This window comes from Rhodococcus sp. GQ147, assembly GCF_059759155.1.
Genome location: NZ_JCAXDU010000020.1, coordinates 74377 through 92963 on the forward strand (window position 1 = coordinate 74377; position 18587 = coordinate 92963).

Consider the following 18587-nt stretch of genomic DNA (forward strand, 5'->3'; position numbering starts at 1 on the left):
GGCAGGAACGAATATGCAAGAGCTACTCGGACGGATCGCCCGCCTCGATCCCAGCGCCAGTTTGGGTCTGCGTGTCATCGCGTGCTTCGACGAGTTGATCGTCGGCAACGTCAACACCCGTGCCCTGCTCGCAACCGCTGCCGCGCTGGCCGGTTGTACTGCAGGGTTCCGGCAGAGCGTCCCGCCGCGGACTCTACGAGTCACTCCGAAAGGTGAAGCAGTGCAGGGTCAATCGCCGACAGATCCTTCGAACCTGCACGTGGCGTCGGAGGACGGCATCGACGTCTGGCTCGAACGCGACGGTGCTGCTGGGCCGAACGACGCACTCATCCTCGAGCGCTTGGCACTGGCTGTGCGGATCCGGAACGGGCGTGGAGCCCGGGAGATCGACAATCGCCGCCACCTCGGCATACTCACCGGTCGCGAGAGCATTCCCGACGAGCGCTTGACCGCGGCGAGTGCGCTCGGATTGTCGGCAACGGGCCTGTATCGCCTCGTTGTGGCACCGCTGTTCGCGGTGTGGCGCAATCATCCCGCCGGCCCGGAGGACGTGATCGCCACCCCGTTCGGTCCGGTCCACGCCATCGTTGTGCCGGAGCGGTACCCGCCGTTCGGCGCTTCGCCGTGCGGTATCGGAACAGCCACGCCGCCGGACTCGTTGGATCGGTCGTTCCGGACCGCGATGGTCGCTCTGCGCCTGTGCCGAACCCCGAAGGAACCCCAGGTTGTGGCCGACTCCTACGGGGGTCTGATCGAACTGCTTGCCGACGCCGATGAGCACGCTCCGCACAGCGACGCCGACCGTGTCGAGGCCATCGCACACTACGCCTGGGGGATGGAGACGATCGATGCCGTCGTCGCTGCGCAGTCCGTTCGGGAAGCGGCGCGACTGCTCAACATCCACCACAGCACGCTTCAGAGCAGGATCGATACCATCACTGCGACACTCGGTTTCAACCCGTTCGAGGGATTCGGGCGCAGCCGGCTCGGGGCAGCGTTCCTGCTGCATCGCTTGCGTACGTCGACGGTCCTCGACCTGCCGGCGGCTGCGGCACCCGGCAATGTCGCCGTGCTCGGTCCTGCTCGCCGCGCGACGGTATGAGGCCGTCAACGCTTCATGATGTGGTCTCGGTCATCTCGGTGCCGGTTCGGTGCGTTGGCGTGTCGGTGATCGCCGGAAGCGGCACAGCGTTGTGCGGGTGATGTCCCTGCGACGTCAGCTCCGGGCGACGGAGCCGTCTTCATCCCAGCCGGGCAGGGCCGGCACTCGGGTGGCGAGGGCGGTATCGGCGACGATCAGTACGACTGCGATTGCGCGAGCCAGAGGCCGGATTACGAGGCTGGAAATCATCAGAGAACGGTCTTCCTTGGTCGTATGTCGTTCGGTGGAGCCGAGGCGTCCCGTCGGGAGAACGGGTCTGCCGATCGCGATCAGACCTGCCATCTACGTGCCGGAGGTGATCGTCCGGGCGGTTCAGCTCGGACGACAGCAGCGGTAATCGAGCATTCAACTATAATTATGCTACCCGGTTCCGAAAATCAAGTCGATCATGCCCGGCGCCGAACGAGCAGTCGGACTCCCGAATCGGTCTCTGTGAGCGGCACTGCCCTCGTTCGTGGGAAAGCGTAAAGAGGATTCCGATAAGGGAGAGCGCTCCGACGGTGGGAGCGATCGGCGTACCGGCTGTCCCGCAAGCAAACGCCGACGAACGGCATCGATGGGGCATGGCGGGCCCCTCAATCGAACGGATAGGACACAACCCGCCCTACACGGGTCGGTGTGGAAGTTCCCGGATGCCCTGCCCGTTGGAGGGGGGGGGACAGGCAGGGCATCCGGGACGGGGTCGGTTCACCGACCGGGAACCACGGTCCGCCTACAGGGGGTGACGGATCGTGGTGGTGTTGCAAGATCATGTTTATCGGTCACATCGCGCGTCGCCTATATTTACGGTACCGAGTACCCAAAATCAAGTCTCGGGTCGAAAAGAGGGGGGAATGCGATGGCTACCGGCAGACGTGGGCGTCCTCAGGTGTCGTCTCGCGCGCAGGTCGAGGTCGCCGCGTTCGAACTGTTCCTCGAACGAGGCTATGCGGAGACGTCGATCATGGATATCGTTGCGGCCGCGGGGATCAGCAAGACCACCTTCTTCCGGTACTTCTCCAGCAAAGCGGCACTCGTGTGGTTTCCTTTCGAGGAAAGTACCCGCGACCTCCAGCGCTCCTTCGGCACGGTTGACGACGAGGTGCCGGTCATGGAGGCGATCCGGGTCGGGGTGATCGATACGGTAGCGGCCCGACTCGACGACGAGGGCGTCTGGACCGCCCAGATTCGGATCCTCGACGCCTCACCGGAATTGCAGGCCGAGGGTGCTCAACGGTGGTTGGTGTGGTCCGAGGTCGTCTCGACGTTCGTTGCGTCCCGTATCGGTACGCGTCCGGCGGCGGTGGTGCCGGCTGCTGTCGGGGGTGCGGTGCAGTCCGTGGTGCTCGCCGTCCTGCGCGAGGGAGTGAGGTCTCCCGCATCCCCCGGTGAGGTGTTGACCACGCTCGATAAGTCGTTGACTTCGCTGGGGTACAGCCTGCAGAAGTGGATCGACGAACAACCTTACAAGTAAGGCGCATCGGCCTCCTCTGCAGTGGCGGACCTACGTGCGGGATGTACCCGAGGTCCAGTGACGTGCGCATCATCGATGTACCGGATCGATGTACCGGATCGATGCACCGCCGGTGGCGGTGGTGGTCTGCCCCCGGACGGGACCCACCGTTTCCCGACCCGTCGCCGTCCGGAATGCCGGCCGTCGATCGTGAGGCGCCGCATCGTGCCGACCCGCAGGCCAGGCAGGGTTCGTCGCCGCTCGACCCAATGGGAACTGATGAAGTATCTGGCCGGTGATGCGCGTGGCGCCGTTGGGTTCGGTATTCGCGACACTTCGAGGGATCGGAGTGGGTGCGCAGGTGCGAGGCGCACTTGTTCGGATATCGAACTGCATCGCAGGTCGTGCCGGTGATGCACATCTCAAATATTGCTCGCACACGATTCGTTCGCGCACGACTGAGTCCGGTATGCTCGTCCTGTGACCACAGGTGACCTCGCTTCGATCGGGAACGACGACCTCCTGGCGTTGGACCGGCAGGTCTGCTTCGCGCTTGCCGTTGCCAACCGGGCCGTCCTGGCTGTCTACCGGCCTATCCTCGAGCCTCTAGGCCTCACTCACCCGCAATACCTGGTGATGTTGGCGCTGTGGGAGAAAGCTCCGATGTCGGTCAAGGCGATCGGCGAAGCGCTGGCTCTGGACTCGCCCACGCTCTCGCCTTTGTTGAAGCGCCTCGAAGCCTCACAGCTGATCACTCGTTCGCGCAGTCGTGTAGACGAACGTCAACTGGTCATCGATCTCACTGCCCAAGGTCGAGCCCTGCGGAACGAAGCCCAGAAAGTCCCGGTCGCCGTGGTCGAGAAGCTCGGTGTTTCGCCGGCGGAGCTCCAGGAGCTGCATCGGGCACTGACCCTTCTCAATGATGCTGCAGCACATGCAATAACCAGTTCGGATCGACGTCCGTCCCGAGATCCATCCGAGCCACCGGATACAACGAAGGGAACGCTGTGACGACCCCACTTCGCACACGACCTACCGTGATTCAGCGCCTGGCCTATGTGGTTGGCCGCCCCTTGCCTCCGCAGATGCAGGACTGGGTCCGTAACGACATCCTGGGGCCGGGTGGCGTGCGCCGATATCTTCTTCGGTGGAATGTGCCGGTCATCCCGCTGCTGCTGTTGTTCCTGCTGATCCCGGGACCGGTATGGATTCCCGTCTCGATGATGATGTTGCTGCTCTTGCCCTGGATGTACTTTTCTGTGGCGTTGATGAGCATCTGGCAACGTCATCGACTCCAGCAACACGGTCTCGATCCGGATCTGCTCAGTGCGAAGGCACAGGCGCGCGCCTCGCGTGAACGCGAGGATTACGAACGCCGGTTCGGTCGCGCAGCCTAGACAGTATGGGCAGCTCTGAACGCGGAGTCAGGGTTGCGGACCGGCGCCTATCTCACCCACGTTGGCGGATTGCCGGGCGGCAGGGCCCCTGCCCGGCTTTTGCGGCGGTGGTGGGATGCCCCGGCATCGAGGCACGACCGCACGGTCTACGGCCGATTTCGGTACCGCACACGGTGCACGAGGGGCGTCCTCGTGTAACCGGTGAGTGAGTGGTGCACGTGGCGGCGACAGTCGTCGTTCGGCGTAGCGGTGCTGTGCAGACAGGGAAAGGAAGGTCAGCCCGCCGGCATCGCGGCAGGGCTATCAGGCAACGCGAGGGTCTGTCGCGGAGTTGCTCGGTGGCCGAGGAACACCGGCCGATTCGCGTGACCGAACAACAGGGGAAGCAGGTCGCGGGCAGCGACGGTTCCGTACCAGCCGCGGTGCGCGAACGATTCCCCGAATCGAGTGACTGCGTCGGGCCGCACGGTGGGGCCGACGACGAGGAGCGGGGTGGGGTCGGCGGTGTGCAGGACGCCGTCGACCGAGGGAGTGGCGTGATCGCCGGTGATCGCGATAACGGCGCGATCCGACAAGGACTCGAAGCGTTCGAACGCCGGGTCGAGCGCTTCGAGGACGTCCAGCTTGGCGCGTGGCTGTTTGGTGTGCCCGGCCTCGTCGGTGGCCTTGGTGTGGATGTGGACGAAGCGTGCACCCTCGTCGATCAAGTGCTCGGCCGCCTCGATACGTGTGGTCATATCCACACCGTGATCGGTGGCGGGAGGCAGGTGATGGTGCCGCATCCCGAGGAGCCCAGCGATGCCCCGATAGAGGCGGGTGCTGGTGACGGCAGCTCCTGCCACGCCGGCGTGGGTGAGGAAATCCGGCACGGGTCGCCGGCTGCCCGACCATTTGGTGGTCATGACGTCGAGAGCGGGGCGTCCGTCGGCGGCGCGTACTGCGTTGACCGGACTCGTGAGGAGATGACGCCGGGCGGTCAGCAGCAGTTCGTTGAGGTGTTCGGCCAGATCTGTCGCCTCCGGACCGGCCGATGTGACCTGCAACCAAGGGTGGAAGTCTTCGAAGAAGGGGTCCGAGTCGGTGACGTCGCCGCGGGTGTGGTGCGGGAGGACGAGCACCGCTTCCCCTCGACCGACCGGATGAAGCTGCGCGTCGGCCTTGTCGAACAGCGGTGCCAGTTCCTCGAATAATCGATCGGCGTCGGCAGCGTCGTCCTTACCTACGCGCCCGGTGATCCATACCTGTCCGTTCTGGACGCAGGACGTGCGTAGTGCGGCAAAAGTGGTCGCGGCGTCGAGCGGTAGGTCGATGCCCGCGCCGACTCCTTCGAGGACGGCACGTCCGGGAAACGGTATGTCGGAGTATCCGAACATGGCCCAATGGGCCAGTTCGGAGGCGGGGGCGCGTCCCCATCCGAACGGTATGTGCCACCCGCTGCTCCCGCGGGCGGTCAATCGGTCGAGGACGGGGGTGCGTGCCGCCTCAGCGGGGGTCCGGCCCGACAACTCCGGGACGGGTCGGTCCCCGAGCCCGTCGAGAGTGACCAGGATGACGGGCATCCGATCGTCGTCGAGGCGGGGCTGGGTTTCGCCGTAGCCGGGCATCCTCATGGCTGTTCCTCCAGCACGCTCGTGGCGATGAGCTCGCTGAGCAACGCCACGGTGGCTGCGGGCACGTGGTGTCGCCAGCTGTCGTCACCGGCCAGCATCGCCTGGCGGATGTCGGTCGCGTTCAGCTTGGTTACCGGGTCGCCGTCGACGACGGTTACCGCGTAGCCGGCCTGCGCGAGCCATCTGGCTTTGTCGTGTTCCCAGTCGCTGAAAACCCGCACGAAATGCCGTGCCGAGTGGGGTACATACTGCGGCCAGAGCTGCGGTTGGGTCAGGTCGAACGGCACGATGGTCACTCGTCCGGCCCGGACGTGGTCGGTCAGGGCAGCGTCGAGCAGGCGGGCCCGCTCGAAGTAGGTGAACGGATTGGCCGCCCGGGTGTGTCGGTGCGCCGAACTTGCTTCTTCGTGGTGTGCGCTCGGATCCGGGTTGGTGATCGCCACCACCAGGTGATCGCACTCGTTCAGGGCGATCTCGAACAGTTCCATGTGCTGATTGTGCACAGGCTGGAATCGGCCGGTGACACAACCGAATTCGGTCATCGTGTGCTCGTTTCAGCAGTGACGACGCCGGGACGGCCGTCGTCGACGAAGTCACCGATCACGCAGGCATGGGCATCACCGCCGGCGCGCAGAGCGGCAACGACCGAGGCGGCATCGTGGGGTGGAACGGCCAGAAGCAGCCCCCCGGAGGTTTGGGCGTCGGCCAATAGGAGCTGCTGCTCCTGCGGGAGCGAAGAAGGCTCGAACCACCCTTTCCGCAGTGCATTGACCAATGTCCTGCGGCTTCCGTCGGGAGAACAGCCGTCGGCGATCAGAGCCGTAACTCCGGGCAGAAGAGGAACTCGGTCGATGTCGATGCGAGCTCCGAGGCCGGCCGCGGCCGCCATCTCGTGCAGGTGGCCGATCAATCCGTAGCCGGTGATGTCGGTCGCTCCTTTCAGCCCGGCCTCACTGGCGATCCGGCTGGCCGAGGAGTTCAACCTGGTCATGCTCGCGACTGCAGCGGTACGTGAGTTCTGCGGGGCTTGACCACGTTTGATTGCGGTACTGATGATGCCGACCCCGATGGGTTTGGTCAGCACCAGTAGATCGCCGGGGCGAGCGCCACCTTTGGTGAGGATCTTGTCGCGCTCGACCTCACCGATCGCGACGAGGCCGTATTTGGGGATGGGGTCGGTGATGCTGTGGCCGCCGACGACCAGAGCGCCGGCGGCGGAGACAGCATCCGCGCCGCCGTGGAGAACCTTGTTCAACATGTCCGCGCCGAGGTCGGTGGGCCAGGCAAGGATGTTGAGGGCGATCAGGGGGCGGCCGCCCATCGCGTACACATCGGACAGGGCATTGGTGGCGGCGATCCGGCCCCAGTCGCGGGGGTCATCGACGAGGGGAGTGAGGAAGTCGGTGGTGACGATCCATGCCTTCGTGTTGTCGATGGCGTAGACGGCAGCGTCGTCAGGGGTGTCGAGTCCGATCAGCAATCCGGACTCGTCCGACTGGGGAACTCCGGCCTGTCGCATCATGGTGACTACGTCGTCGAGCATCGACTGTGGGAGTTTGCAGGCGCATCCTCCGCCATGGGAATACTCGGTCAGGCGGCGCATCGTGGTGGTCATGACACTGCTGCTTCGCGGAGTAGGCCACGGGCGATGGCGTTGAGCTGCACTTCGGAGGTGCCAGCGGGGATCCGCAGGTTGCGGGCCACTCGGAAGAGTTTTTCTTCCGGGGAGCCACGCAGCAAACCGTTGGCGCCGTGGACCTGGATTGCACTGTCGGCCAGGCGGTAGAACGCCTCGTCATTGATGATCTTGAGGAGGCTGATCAGGCGCGGCGCTTCCTTGTGCAGTGGGATCTCGAACGCGCCCCACTGGTCGAGTTCGGCTTGTGCGACCAGGGAGGTCGAGCGTGCTTGGTAGAACTCGAGAGCCATGCGGGCGATCAGGTGCTGGATCGATTGCAGATCACCGATGGGGCGGCCACCGGATTTGCGTTCCTGCGATCGGGAGATCGCTCGTGTGATGAGCCATTGGCCCCATCCGGAACACATGCCACCGCGGCACAATCGCCGCCAGTTGATCCAGGACATGGCCAGGGCGAAGCCGTCGCCCACCTCACGGACGATGTTCTCCGCAGGCACCCGCACATCACGGAATTCGAGTTCGCCGGTGAGTCCGTCGTCCATCATGGTCGGCAGGTCGGGGCCGCGCTCGAGACCGGGGGTGTCGGCATCGACGAGGAACATCGTCAACGACCGGGTTCCGGCGCCGGGTTCGGTGACGGCGACGACCTGGTATACGTCGGCGAAATGGGAATTGGTGATCCATGCTTTGCGGCCGTTGATGATCCAGTCGCTGCCGTCTTGTTTCGCCCAGGTCTCCATACCCAGGACATCAGTGCCGACATTGGGTTCGGTGTTGGCGAACGCAGCAGTGATCTGACCTTTGATCAACGGCGTGAGATACCGCTCCCGCATCGCTTCCGACATGTGCTCGCTCGCGGGGTTCGGGCCCTCTGTCCATGCAAGGGCGGCCAAACCGAGCCCGAGACCGGAATGGCGGTAGACGAATTCCTCGACGTGGTGCATCTCCACGCGGTTGAATCCACCGCCGCCGAGTTCGGCACTGATGTGTGGGGCGTACAGGTTCAGGGCGCCGGCGCGCCGTTGCACCTCACGGCGAGCCTCCCACACGATCGGGTGCATTCGGCCTTCACTGTCGAGCTTCGGTTGTCCGGCAGTGCCGACGTTGTGCTTCGCGAGTTCCTCTTCGAGTGGAGGGACGTCCTCGTCGAGGAACTCGCGAAAACGGTCGGTGTACTCCTGCACCCGGGCGGTAGGAGCGATCGACATGGAGTGTTCGGTCATCGTCTCTCGATTCTGTTTCAGGTCATAGCCTTTGGTGCGTAGCCACCATCTTCAGGTAGCTGTCGAGCATGGCTTCGGCGTCGTCGCGGACCGATTTCACGCGACCGGTTTTTGTCATCAGGAGCAATCCGAAGACCCAGGTGGCATGGACCACCGCGAGGTGGTGTGCAGTCTGCTCGGTTGCCAGTCCGTCGGTGATCAGACCATTCGCGATCAACGTCATCACTTGGTCGAACAGGGTGTTCAGTTCCTCGTCGAGCTTCTTGTTGAGGCCTGCAGGGCGGACTCCGCCGTACAGATAGAAGCCGAGTTCGAAGTCGGCGGGATGGGTGTCGTAGAAGGACCACAAGCCGTGCAGTGCCGCGGCCGATGCCGGCCTGTCGGGTGAGGTTTCGACGGTGGTGGCCACTTCGGACTGCAGGGCGTGCAGGGAGTCTCGCAGCACTTCGGCGTAGAGCTCTTCCTTGGTGTCGAAGTAGGTGTAGATGGCTCCCGTTGTGTAGCCCGCGGCCTGGGCGATCTCGCGCATCGAGGCGGCGTCGATGCCGCGTTCGGCGAAGATGCGCTTCGCGGCATCGCGTATCAGTCCTTTCTTGAACTCCCGCACGGCACCGCGCCGTGACCCGGATTCGCGGACCGTGTTCTGAGCATTGATCGACATGTCATTTTCCATAACATCGTTCAGTTTCCTTAACTGTAGTTCTCTTCTGTGAGGGGCGTCAACGGTTCCAGCTTGCCGGACCCACTGTCGGGGTTGTTCTGAGTGGTACCGGCATCAGGCCTGCGTCTCAGCCGTCGCCGATACCGAGCGACCGAGCGCGTGGATCCGGCGTCTGAACGAGACCCGGTGTACTCGGTCGGCCGAGGTGAGGACGGCCCCACAGTCGACAAGCTCGTGCACCGTCGACCACTCGCGCTCTGCGTCCACACGGATGCACCCACCATCGATGGTTCACATGATGCTCATGGCAACCTCAGCGATGCCCGACGGCATGCTGAACAGGCGATTTTCTCGCTGCCCGCCGCAGTAGCAGGACATGCTGCAGGCGCTGGTGACCGACGGCGTCATGGCACGGCCCGACGCTGCGGGCTGCACACTCCGATCCGGTCGTCGGAGATGCACCAGCGCCTGCTCGCGGCTTCCGGATCCGAGTCCACCTGCTCGGCGCCAAGCCCCGGTGTGTAGGCGGCTCGAACTTTCCCGTTGATGTGACCCTCAGCTGGGTGCACGGTGCGGTCCGGTCGGCAATGGGGTGGCTCGGCAGCCGTCTGTGCCGTCTCCTTCCGGGCGATCCTCGGTCGTTCTGTGTCGTCACTCTGTTCGACCTGAGGGAGGGAAGGGTGGTGTGGTCGAAGGGGTGGTCCGGTTCGGTCAGCTGGTGACCGAACCGGGTGATCGATTCCGGTAGGACTCCGACGTCGGTGACAGCCGGCACCACGTTCTGGCGGTGGACGAGATCGCCGTCGAGCCACCGACTACAGTGCGCTGCACTGCTGCTCGCAGCGCCTGTCCACCGAACGCCCGCAGCGACATCTGCGGATATATGCCGGCAGCTGTCAGCATCGGTACGCAGGGGAGACGACGCGAGGTCGGCTCCATAGCCGTTCGATACCACCGAGACCACGGCTGCGATCACAGCGGCGACGGTGGCCCCGGTCCCCGTGCTCGACGCACGTGCGATGTTCCCACTCGGCTCGAGTACCGCGGCGACCCCGCGCTGACACCTGTCGGAACGGGTGCTACTCATCCGGTGGTCAGCACTTCACCGATCGGATCGGCTTCACCGATGGAGGGCCGGCTCGGCGAATCGCAAGGCTCTTGACCCAGCCGGGGGACTGGTTACGTACCGGCACGCGAACACTCGGTGTGGCTGATGTACGGACAGGACGATGGACACCTAGCGTGCTCGTCCGCCGATCCGGTCACCGGCCGGGAGCGTTGCGGCGGCACACCGGGTCCCGACTCTCGGTCGGCAGGCGCGAATTCGACCGACCGGTCCAGGGGTCACGCTGGCCGTCGTCGCCGGTGGGTCCTGCCGAGCACTGGCCTCGCGGCCCGGATGCATCGGGGCAGGTGCATACCGATCGCGGACACCAGGCCGGAATGGTCCTGGAGGTCACCAGCGGTGCCCCCGGACAATCCCCGAGCGATCGAATTGCGGAAGGAAGCCAACCTGCCGGCTCCGGCTTCATCGGAAGTGACGGACCGAACGGTGTGCAAGCGAACAAGGGTAGACCGGATACCGGGCTCTTTCTACGAAGCCTCCGTCGGTGGTGCTGATGCAGAAGCCGCCCACTCTCGGGCAGTGATGCCGTAGGCGTCTTTGAACGCGCGTGAAAACGTTGAGGGATCGAGGAACCCCCATTTTCTCGCCAACGCGCTGATCGTATATCGCCGACTCGTTGGGTCTGCCAGCTCAGTCTTGATGCGCTCGAGTCGGAGGGTACGGATGTGTTCGGCCACGCCCTGTCCCGTGGCCGAGAACAGTCGGTGGAGGGTCCGCACAGAGACGTTGTGCTCCGCCGCGATCTGTGAGGCACACAGGTTCGGGTCGGCCAGGTTCTGTCGGATATACGCAAGCACGCACTCGAGTAGGCCGTCAGAGGCGGCGGCTTGATCGGCAAGCTCGGTCCGTATCGCCGCTGACAAAAGATCGACAGCACTGTTGTGGAGTGAAGCTACCTCCGCCAAGTCTCCTGCATCGGTCGCATCGTTGATGCTTGTCATGAAGGATGACACCACTCGTCCGATACCGCGATCGCCCCCGACATTCACCGCGGTCATCCTACCGATGAAATCTTCGGTGAAGCCGAAAGAGTATCGCGGGAACTGGAATACGCTCATTCTCCAGTCTGTCGGGAACAGGATGTCGTAGGGATGGCGAGTGTCCCAGAAAACCAGTCCACCGCGACCGACTCGTGCAGTTCTGCCGTGCTGCTGCACGAGTGCATGGCCGGCGGACTGCACCCCAACCATGAGGTACTCACGCTCGTCCTGGCTGATCAAGCGACGAGTGCGGGTGATCTGCTGGGGCAGTGACGAGGACGTCGCGATACGTACCGTGCCCAAGTTGCCCGTCGAGACCGTACCGATGAAGGGTTGCTCGCTCGTGAGGGTGATGTTGAGCGGGACATAGCTGCGGCAGATGACATCGTGCCAGAGCGCGACGCGATCGGGTGCCGAGACCTGGTCAGAGGAGAAGAAAGTGTTCATCGACCTACCTGGTGCTAACCCCGTTCATTGTTCTTTTCAGGGTAGCCGTAATCGCGATGCCGGGCTCGGTCTCGATGTCGGCTCTCTGCGGTGCGGCGAGAAGGTCATCGCGACATGGGGTGGTGGGCGCCTTCAGCTCAGGGACTCTGGATGTCGATACAGGCCACGACGACCTCGATTACCCCATGTCGATAAGGTGTGACCGGCGGGGATACGTGGGGTGGACCTATCGGGGGTTACGGGCGGGCTGACTCGCTGCGATCGACGATGCGTTGTACTCGGTGATCCTCCGATTCCCCTGTCTCGCCCCTTCACACACCCGTGGCGCTTCGGAGGCGCCACGGGTGCTCCCGAGTCAGATGGTGGCTGTCGCCCGGTCCGTCTCGTCGGAATGTGTGGAGGGCAATGCGCGCTGTTCGTCCGCTCCGTTGAGCTCACGGACGCCGTCGAGTGCCCCGAACTGCGGCACGAACGTGTGCGTGGCATGGATGGTGGAAAGTGGGGTGTTGACGGGCGTGGTGCGGCGCTGGTTGAAGTTCAGCGACAGCACATCCGGCCGTGAGTAGTGGCCTACGGGGTCGGCGGCCTGCTTCGCCAAGGTGATCGCAGACAGATCGATGTCGGCGTAGAGGATCCCCTCCTCATCTTCGGCGAGAGGAGTTGCGAGATCGCGGCCGTCGGGCCCGATGATCCGCGCGAAACCTCCGCCTCGGCCGATCAGCTTTCGCTGTTCCTCGTTCTCGCAGAAGAACTCGTGGGCCTCCGGCGTGACCACCTGGGTGGTGCAAACCACGAAGGTTTGTCCCTCGAGTGCATACATACGCGTGGCCGTGAGCTGGGCATCGACACCGAAGGCGGGGACCTCCGGCTGGTACAGCGACATGCCAGGCCAGCTCGCGACGTGCACCTGCTCGTGCATCGAGTACATTGCGTACTTGGTGAGCGTCTGGAAATGCTCCCAGCAGTTGAGCGCGCCGAGCCGCGCGAAAGGCATGTCGTACACGGAGATATCCGAGCCGTTTCCTTCTCCGTATACCGAACGCTCGACGTGGGTGGGCTTGAGCTTGCGGCGTCGGGCGACCAGCTGCCCATCGGCGTCGATGATGAGCTGGGTCATGTACAAGCTGCCGCCATCCCGCTCGCTGATTCCCACCACTACGGCGATGCTGTGGTCGCGGGCGGCATCGAGCAACCGCTGTACGTGCGGGCTATCCATCGTCAGGGAATTCTCGTGGTAGCGCACGGCGAACTTCGCCATTCCGGCGAGCGGGCTGTCGACCCAGATGTGGTACGGGTACCCCGGGATGAATACCTCGGGAAACGCAACGAGCTCGCACCCGTTCCGGGCTGCTTCCGCGATGATGGACACGGTCTTGTCGACCGTTTTGGCCGCGTCGAACCACACAGGCTGTGCCTGCACCGCAGCAACTTTGAATGTGTTTGTGTATTCGACCATGTCCGTACCTCCGTTGCTTGTGTTTGGCAGGACAGTACGAGGTGAAAAGGCGCATGAATTGACGTGGAATGACACGGGTCCTGGCATTCTGCGCCACCCGTGTAGGGGAGTTCATCTAGCGGTTCGGCCGGGGGTCCGAGGCGGCTCTTCGCCGTTTCGATTCGTCGAAGGACTGGCCGGGCACGTTGAAGGATGTTGAGGCGGTAGTTGTCGGTGTCCTTCTGTGGAACGGCGGATAGGTCGAGGTCTGCGTCGGCTGTGCGTCCCCGTTTCTGGTTCGATCGTCGAGTAGCGGGGGATTGATGGGTTTGTGGTAGTCGTTCGGTAGGGACTGTGTCCACGCCGCAATTGCGTGCTCTCCGTGAGAGTAAGGGCGTGATTGCACTCCGCGAAGTCGGTGGTAGCATGCTCTCGATGCACCACATTACTTGTTGGACAGCGACTTCCGAGACGATCAGGTCATGTGGTCGACTGTAGGCGATGTAGGTGCTTTGCAAAAGTAATAGTTCGATCCGGGGCGAAAGTTCGGGTTCCGCTGCTCCCGCGTGTCTGAGGGTGTGGATAAGCCTTCGGCTCTGGAGTTCTCGGCCAACGGGATCTGAATAGCTAGCGGTGCGGCCTTGGGTGCACCCGTGAATTCTGATCGTGACAATGCGCCCCTGCCGACGGTTCGAGGTGATCTCTGGTTTACCGCGGTAAACCGCAGTGGGGTTCATAGCGGTTCTCAGTAGCGCGATGGGTTGCCAGGTCGTGTGACTAGTGGCGGGTTCGACTAGTCGCGGGTTCGCTGTCACAGTGACGAAAGTGATGCGCGGTTCAAGGTAACGCGATCAGCGCTCGACCGTCAGGGCTTGCCTGCATCATCTCGCCAACCTGCATTCTTGAACCCCGGCACGCCACCGATCAGGCCGAGTTCGGCGCGGTATAGGGAACCCGTATGTTTGCGGAGCCGTGTGGGACCGTTTCCGCATCGACAGTGTCAGGGAGATAGCAGGATTGAGGTAGTTACCATGTATTCACTTGGTGCAGAATGTCTTTGAAGAGAAGATGTGCGGTGGCGCTGGAGGTGGCGTTGACTCGGTCGGCGCTCTCACGTGAGGGTGAGAGCGCAAGGCATCTGAGATGATACGGCGAAAGCTTGTTCGGTAGACCCGTAAGGGTCTATCGTACGTGTTGCGCGTCTCGCGGAGATTACCGTGGTGCAGGCGCAATCGTCATCTCCGCCAAGAGATGACGACGCGAGTCCGAAGTAGCCCCACCCTGGGGTGAAGCATACGGAGGTAACCTGTGGCTGTTCATGTGATGCTCAACCAAAAGGTGGCGTCGGAAAATCGACGCTCACTATGAACCTTGCCGCTGTCAAAGCGGATGTCCTCACCGCCGCGACCGCTGGTGCCGATGACGATGTTCAGTCCCCGGTCGCCGCGATCTCCGTCGACCCGCAGGGCTCCGCAGTCTGGTGGGCTTCGCGCGTCGAGGAGTTGCCGTTTCTGATCGATCAGGTTCACGACAACCTCGACGTGCTGCGTAATCTCGACAAGCTGCCCGGCATCAAGCACGTCTACGTCGACACCCCGGGCTGGATCGACCTGTCCGGTGCTGATGACGGTACCGATGTGCTCGGCACCGGCAGTTCCGCCGACGCCCTGCGAGCGGTGCTCGAGGTCGCTGATCTGGTCATCGTTCCGATCGAACCCGAACCGCTGTGCTTCGATCCCACCGCGCGCACCATCAAGCAGGTCATCGAACCTCTCGGCAAGAATTTCATTGTCGTGGTGAACAATTGGGATCCCCGCGACGGCAAGGTGGACCTCGAGCAGACCCGCGAGTTCGTCCAGGCCAACGGATGGCCGCTGGCGCGAACGGTGGTGCGGCACTACAAGGTCCACACCCGCGCCGCTGCCGAAGGCCGCGTCGTTACCGAGTACGAAGCCAGCCGCGTCTCGTTGCAGGCACGGGAGGATTTCTACAAGCTCAGCCTCGAGCTCGCGGATGGTGGTCGCTGATGCCGCCCAAGGGTGGGCGCGCGAACTTCGCCTCCCTCGTCGGAGCAGTCGGCGACAACTCTCCGGTCGACCGTAAGCGCACCCCCGCACCCACGACGACGAAGACGACGATCGAGCCGCTCGAAGGTCAACTGCTCGCCGATGTTCCGGTCGATCAGCTCATCGCCAACCCCCGCAACCCGCGCGACGAACTCGGGGATCTGTCGGATCTGGCGACGATCGCCGACCGGCAGCTGCAACCCGGCACCGTCGTCAGCCGCACAGCGTGGTTGAAACTGTGACCCGAGGATGAAGACGATCTCGGTGCAGCGCAGTACATCGTCGTCAACGGCAACCGCCGGCTCGCTGCGGCCCAGAAGTACGGCCGTCCCGGTCTCGATGTGGTGCTGCGCGACAGCATCGCCGTCGACAAGGGTGAAATCCTGTGGGCTGCAACGAGTGAGAACATCGACCGCCGTGACTTCGACGTCCTCGAAGAAGCCAAGGCTGTGGAGTTGATGGTCTCCGAGTTCGGTAGTGCGGATGTGGCGGCGAAGAAACTCGGTCGCTCCAAGGGCTGGGTGTCGCAGCGTCGCGCCCTGCTCAAACTTGCCCCCGAGCTGCAAGCAGCCCTGCGTGCAGGTGATCTCGCTGTGCGCCAGGCCCGCTCGCTGGCCCGGGTTCCGCTCGAGGAACAGGTCGCGGCGTGGGAAGCAGCCCAGAACCCTGATCCGGAACCCGAAGCCGACGCAGAGACTGCCGAGCCTGAGGCGCCGCAGCCGAAAGAGCCTGCGAGCAAGCTCGAGCCGGTGGACAAGGTGGCTCAGGCACTCAAGCGTCTGGGAGCGGATCCGGATGTGCTGGCCGCGGCGGTGCGGAAGCACTTCACTGACGACGAGCGTCGCAAGCTCATCGATGCACTCGAGCTCCGGTAACCGCGATCCAAAGCCGATAGCGTTGCTTCACAGCAGTTTCCACTACTCAGCCTTGCGTAGTGATGTACTTGGAATATGGGCCCGGCTGGGAAGAGTGACTAGAGCGTGTCCTGTGAATCGGTGAACACCCCCCCGTGATACGCATTCGGGGTGGTAGGACGCGGTGAGCTGACCGACAAGGCCTGGACGCAGATCGAACCGCTACTGCCCGCTTCAGGACGAGGCGGACAGTGGCGCGATCACCGACAGGTGATCAACGCGATCTTGTGGAAGCTGCGCACCGGCGCACCCTGGCGGGACCTGCCCGAACGCTACGGACCGTGGAAAACGGCGCACGAGCGGTTGCGTAAATGGACCATGGACGGCACCTGGGAGAAGATCCTCGATGCCGCGGTCGTCAAAGACGACGCGGTCGGGGCGGTCGAGTGGATCGTCTCGGTCGACTCGACCGTGGTCCGGGCACACCAGCATTCGGCCGGTGCCCGGAAAAAGACATCCCAGGAGCTTGAGAGTCAAGCAGCAGCCTGCTCGGGGTGAGGTGACCAGGCGGTCGTCTCGTCGTAGCAGGTGCGGGTCTTGAGGCATCCGTGCAGGATGCCGACGAGTCGGTTGGCGAGCTGCCGCAGGGCAGGACGGTGACCGAGACCGCGGTCGCGCTGTTTGTCGTAGTAGGCGCGGGCACCGGAGGAAGCTTGCAGTGCCGAGAATGCCTGTGCGCTCAGGGCATCGACGAGCCGATCGCCCAAGGACGAATCGTGCCATAACTGTTTTCTTCTTGCCGGAGGCTCGGGTGATCGGACTGGTTCCGGCGTAGTTCTTGCGCGCTTTGGCGGTAGCGTAGCGGCTGCGGTCGTCACCGAATTCACCGAGCACCCGGGGACCGAGCAAGGATCCGAGTCCCGGCTGGGACAAGATGATCTCAGCGTCCGGGTGTCGGCCAAAATGGGCATCGACCTGCTTCTGCAATGTCGTGATCTCGGTGTTCAGCGTGGTCAGTACGGCCACGGCGGAGCGGGTGGTGGTCGCGTATGCGGTGGTGATCACCGCTGCCCGACCCAGGTGTTCACCGCGCAGCACGGCCTGGATCTGGTCGGTCTTGGTTTCGATGTCGCGACGCCGAGCCTTGCGCAGTGCCGCGGTGATCTGACCGCGTGTCAGTCGCGCTGCCGAGGTCGGGTCGGGTGCTTTGCCGAGTAACTCGAGGGCGTCGACGGCGTCGAGGGCGTCGACGGCGTCGAGGTCGTCGAACGCCTCCAACGCGGCCGGGAAGTACTCGCGCAACGCATGCCGCAGCCGCTGGGTATGGCGGGTGCGTTCCCAGATCAAGGTCTTGTGGGCCCGGGCCACGACCTTGATGGCCTCGGCCTCGGGGCTGTCGCCGGCCACCGGCCGCAGTTGGTGCGAATCGGTCCGCACCATATCGGCCAGCACGTGCGCATCTGCGGCGTCGCTCTTGGCGCCCGAGACTCGTCGACGATCACGAAACGAGATGCCTGCAACGGGTTCACCGCGAACACCGTGTAGCCGGCAGCGACCAACGCCGCTACCCAGGGGCCGTGGTCGGTCTCGATTCCGATGGCCACCTCGGACTCGTCGACGTTGTCGCCCAAGTGGTCGCCGACCATTGTATGCAACCGCGCGATCCCGGCCACTCCTTCCGGCAACCGAGCCTTGCTCAACCTGCGCCCGGATGCATCCATCAACTCGATATCGTGATGCTCTTCCGACCAGTCGTCTCCGACAAACAACATCAGCCTCGTCACCCGCCCTTGCTGTTCAACGCCACTACATCCGGCAGCATGCGGAAGAACGATCAGCAACCTAATGAAGCAGTGCTCCGGTGGCACGACATCCCATCAGCGATTCCGTTCTCCCGGCGGACGGGCAGGGGCACGGTCTTTTTTCAGGACTCGGTGTCCAGGGGGCTCGAGTGCTCACCTGCCCGCCGCTACCAGTGACGAGTCTGCCGCATCGCAGGACCCGCCAGCTCTCATTAGGGGGCTGCACACCGGCAGTCGAAGCGCTCGCCGTCGACGGAGAATGCCTCGGACGTTCCCGAGGAGGACTGAGCAGCAAGATTCATCTCGCGGTCGACGGACGCGGTATGCCGATGAGTGTGATCCTTACCGCCGGCCAGGCCGGTGACAACCCGCAGCTGGTTCCGCTGCTCGACAGGATCGAGGTCGCCCGCCTTGGGGGTGGACGGCCGCGATCCCGTCCGGATGCGGTGGTGGCGGACAAGGCGTATTCGCATCCGAGTACCCGTGTCCTGCTACGGGGGCGCGGGATCCGGTTCACCTGTCCGGAACGGGCGGATCAGAAGGCCGGCCGGGCGGCGAAAGGCTCCCGTGGTGGGCGTCCACCGGCGTTCGACCGGGCCGAGTACGCAGGCGGCAACGTCGTCGAGCGCTGCATCAACCGGCTCAAACACTTCCGTGACCTGGCCACTCGTTACGCCAAACGAGCTGCCTATTTCCGATCCGAGTTGATCATCGCTGCGATCGTCTTGTGGCTTCAGTGATTCACAGGACAGG

13 protein-coding genes and 3 pseudogenes are annotated in these 18587 nt (G+C 63.8%); 8 read left to right on the top strand and 8 right to left on the bottom strand.

Annotation, left to right across the window (positions count from 1 at the left end; genetic code table 11):
* Positions 1 to 13 precede the first annotated feature (13 nt).
* The 4 genes from AC6CID_RS20480 (at position 14) to AC6CID_RS20495 (ending at position 3991) form a co-directional block, all read left to right on the top strand.
* The gene (locus AC6CID_RS20480; protein WP_037215951.1) at positions 14 to 1102 is read left to right on the top strand and encodes a helix-turn-helix domain-containing protein; all 1089 of its coding nucleotides are present in this window, start codon (positions 14 to 16) and stop codon (positions 1100 to 1102) included.
* An 898-nt stretch (positions 1103 to 2000) separates the two neighbouring features.
* Positions 2001 to 2615, top strand: a complete 615-nt coding sequence (locus AC6CID_RS20485) for an acyl-CoA-like ligand-binding transcription factor (RefSeq protein WP_039584677.1) — start codon at positions 2001 to 2003, stop codon at positions 2613 to 2615.
* Positions 2616 to 3074: 459 nt separating this feature from the next.
* A complete protein-coding gene (locus AC6CID_RS20490; RefSeq protein ID WP_072740544.1) occupies positions 3075 to 3605 on the top strand; it encodes a MarR family winged helix-turn-helix transcriptional regulator in 531 nt (176 codons plus the stop codon).
* 26 nt (positions 3606 to 3631) lie between these two features.
* Positions 3632 to 3991, top strand: a complete 360-nt coding sequence (locus AC6CID_RS20495) for a DUF5313 family protein (RefSeq protein ID WP_255312755.1) — start codon at positions 3632 to 3634, stop codon at positions 3989 to 3991.
* 275 nt (positions 3992 to 4266) lie between these two features.
* Here AC6CID_RS20495 and AC6CID_RS20500 read toward each other — a convergent pair whose 3' ends face one another.
* The 7 genes from AC6CID_RS20500 to AC6CID_RS20530 all read right to left on the bottom strand — a co-directional run bounded on the left by AC6CID_RS20500 (position 4267) and on the right by AC6CID_RS20530 (position 13208).
* A complete protein-coding gene (locus AC6CID_RS20500; RefSeq protein ID WP_039958329.1) occupies positions 4267 to 5601 on the bottom strand; it encodes a BPG-independent phosphoglycerate mutase family protein in 1335 nt (444 codons plus the stop codon).
* On the bottom strand, positions 5598 to 6143 hold the full coding sequence (locus AC6CID_RS20505; protein ID WP_006553299.1) for an adenylyltransferase/cytidyltransferase family protein: 546 nt from the start codon (positions 6141 to 6143) through the stop codon (positions 5598 to 5600). The genes AC6CID_RS20500 and AC6CID_RS20505 overlap by 4 nt, the downstream gene beginning before the upstream one ends.
* Positions 6140 to 7216, bottom strand: coding sequence for a selenide, water dikinase SelD (gene selD, locus AC6CID_RS20510; protein ID WP_039584672.1), 1077 nt, complete (start codon positions 7214 to 7216; stop codon positions 6140 to 6142). The genes AC6CID_RS20505 and selD overlap by 4 nt, the downstream gene beginning before the upstream one ends.
* Entirely contained in the window at positions 7213 to 8463 is a 1251-nt protein-coding gene (locus AC6CID_RS20515; protein ID WP_039584671.1) for an acyl-CoA dehydrogenase family protein, read from the bottom strand. The genes selD and AC6CID_RS20515 overlap by 4 nt, the downstream gene beginning before the upstream one ends.
* Positions 8464 to 8485: 22 nt before the next feature.
* On the bottom strand, positions 8486 to 9124 hold the full coding sequence (locus AC6CID_RS20520) for a TetR/AcrR family transcriptional regulator (protein WP_006553302.1): 639 nt from the start codon (positions 9122 to 9124) through the stop codon (positions 8486 to 8488).
* A gap of 1593 nt (positions 9125 to 10717) precedes the next feature.
* Positions 10718 to 11677 carry an AraC-like ligand-binding domain-containing protein gene (locus tag AC6CID_RS20525; protein WP_006553303.1) on the bottom strand — a complete coding sequence of 320 codons (960 nt, stop codon included), beginning with the start codon at positions 11675 to 11677 and terminating at the stop codon, positions 10718 to 10720.
* Between the two features lie 355 nt (positions 11678 to 12032).
* Positions 12033 to 13208, bottom strand: a complete 1176-nt coding sequence (locus AC6CID_RS20530) for a carbon-nitrogen hydrolase family protein (RefSeq protein WP_230826513.1) — start codon at positions 13206 to 13208, stop codon at positions 12033 to 12035.
* A gap of 1268 nt (positions 13209 to 14476) precedes the next feature.
* On the opposite strand from AC6CID_RS20530, the gene AC6CID_RS20535 reads away from it, so the two are divergent.
* The 3 genes and pseudogenes from AC6CID_RS20535 to AC6CID_RS20545 form a co-directional block, all read left to right on the top strand.
* Complete coding sequence (locus tag AC6CID_RS20535; protein ID WP_006554888.1) at positions 14477 to 15139, top strand: ParA family partition ATPase; 663 nt, start codon at positions 14477 to 14479, stop codon at positions 15137 to 15139.
* A pseudogene (locus AC6CID_RS20540) lies at positions 15139 to 16053 on the top strand (ParB/RepB/Spo0J family partition protein). Before AC6CID_RS20535 ends, AC6CID_RS20540 begins: the two are co-directional and overlap by 1 nt.
* 150 nt (positions 16054 to 16203) lie before the next feature.
* A pseudogene (locus AC6CID_RS20545) lies at positions 16204 to 16545 on the top strand (IS5 family transposase); the annotation flags it as partial.
* A 20-nt stretch (positions 16546 to 16565) separates the two neighbouring features.
* Here AC6CID_RS20545 and AC6CID_RS20550 read toward each other — a convergent pair.
* Positions 16566 to 17804: pseudogene (locus tag AC6CID_RS20550) on the bottom strand (IS110 family RNA-guided transposase).
* A gap of 203 nt (positions 17805 to 18007) precedes the next feature.
* Here AC6CID_RS20550 and AC6CID_RS20555 point away from each other — a divergent pair.
* Entirely contained in the window at positions 18008 to 18574 is a 567-nt protein-coding gene (locus AC6CID_RS20555; RefSeq protein WP_161793620.1) for an IS5 family transposase, read from the top strand.
* Positions 18575 to 18587 lie beyond the last annotated feature (13 nt).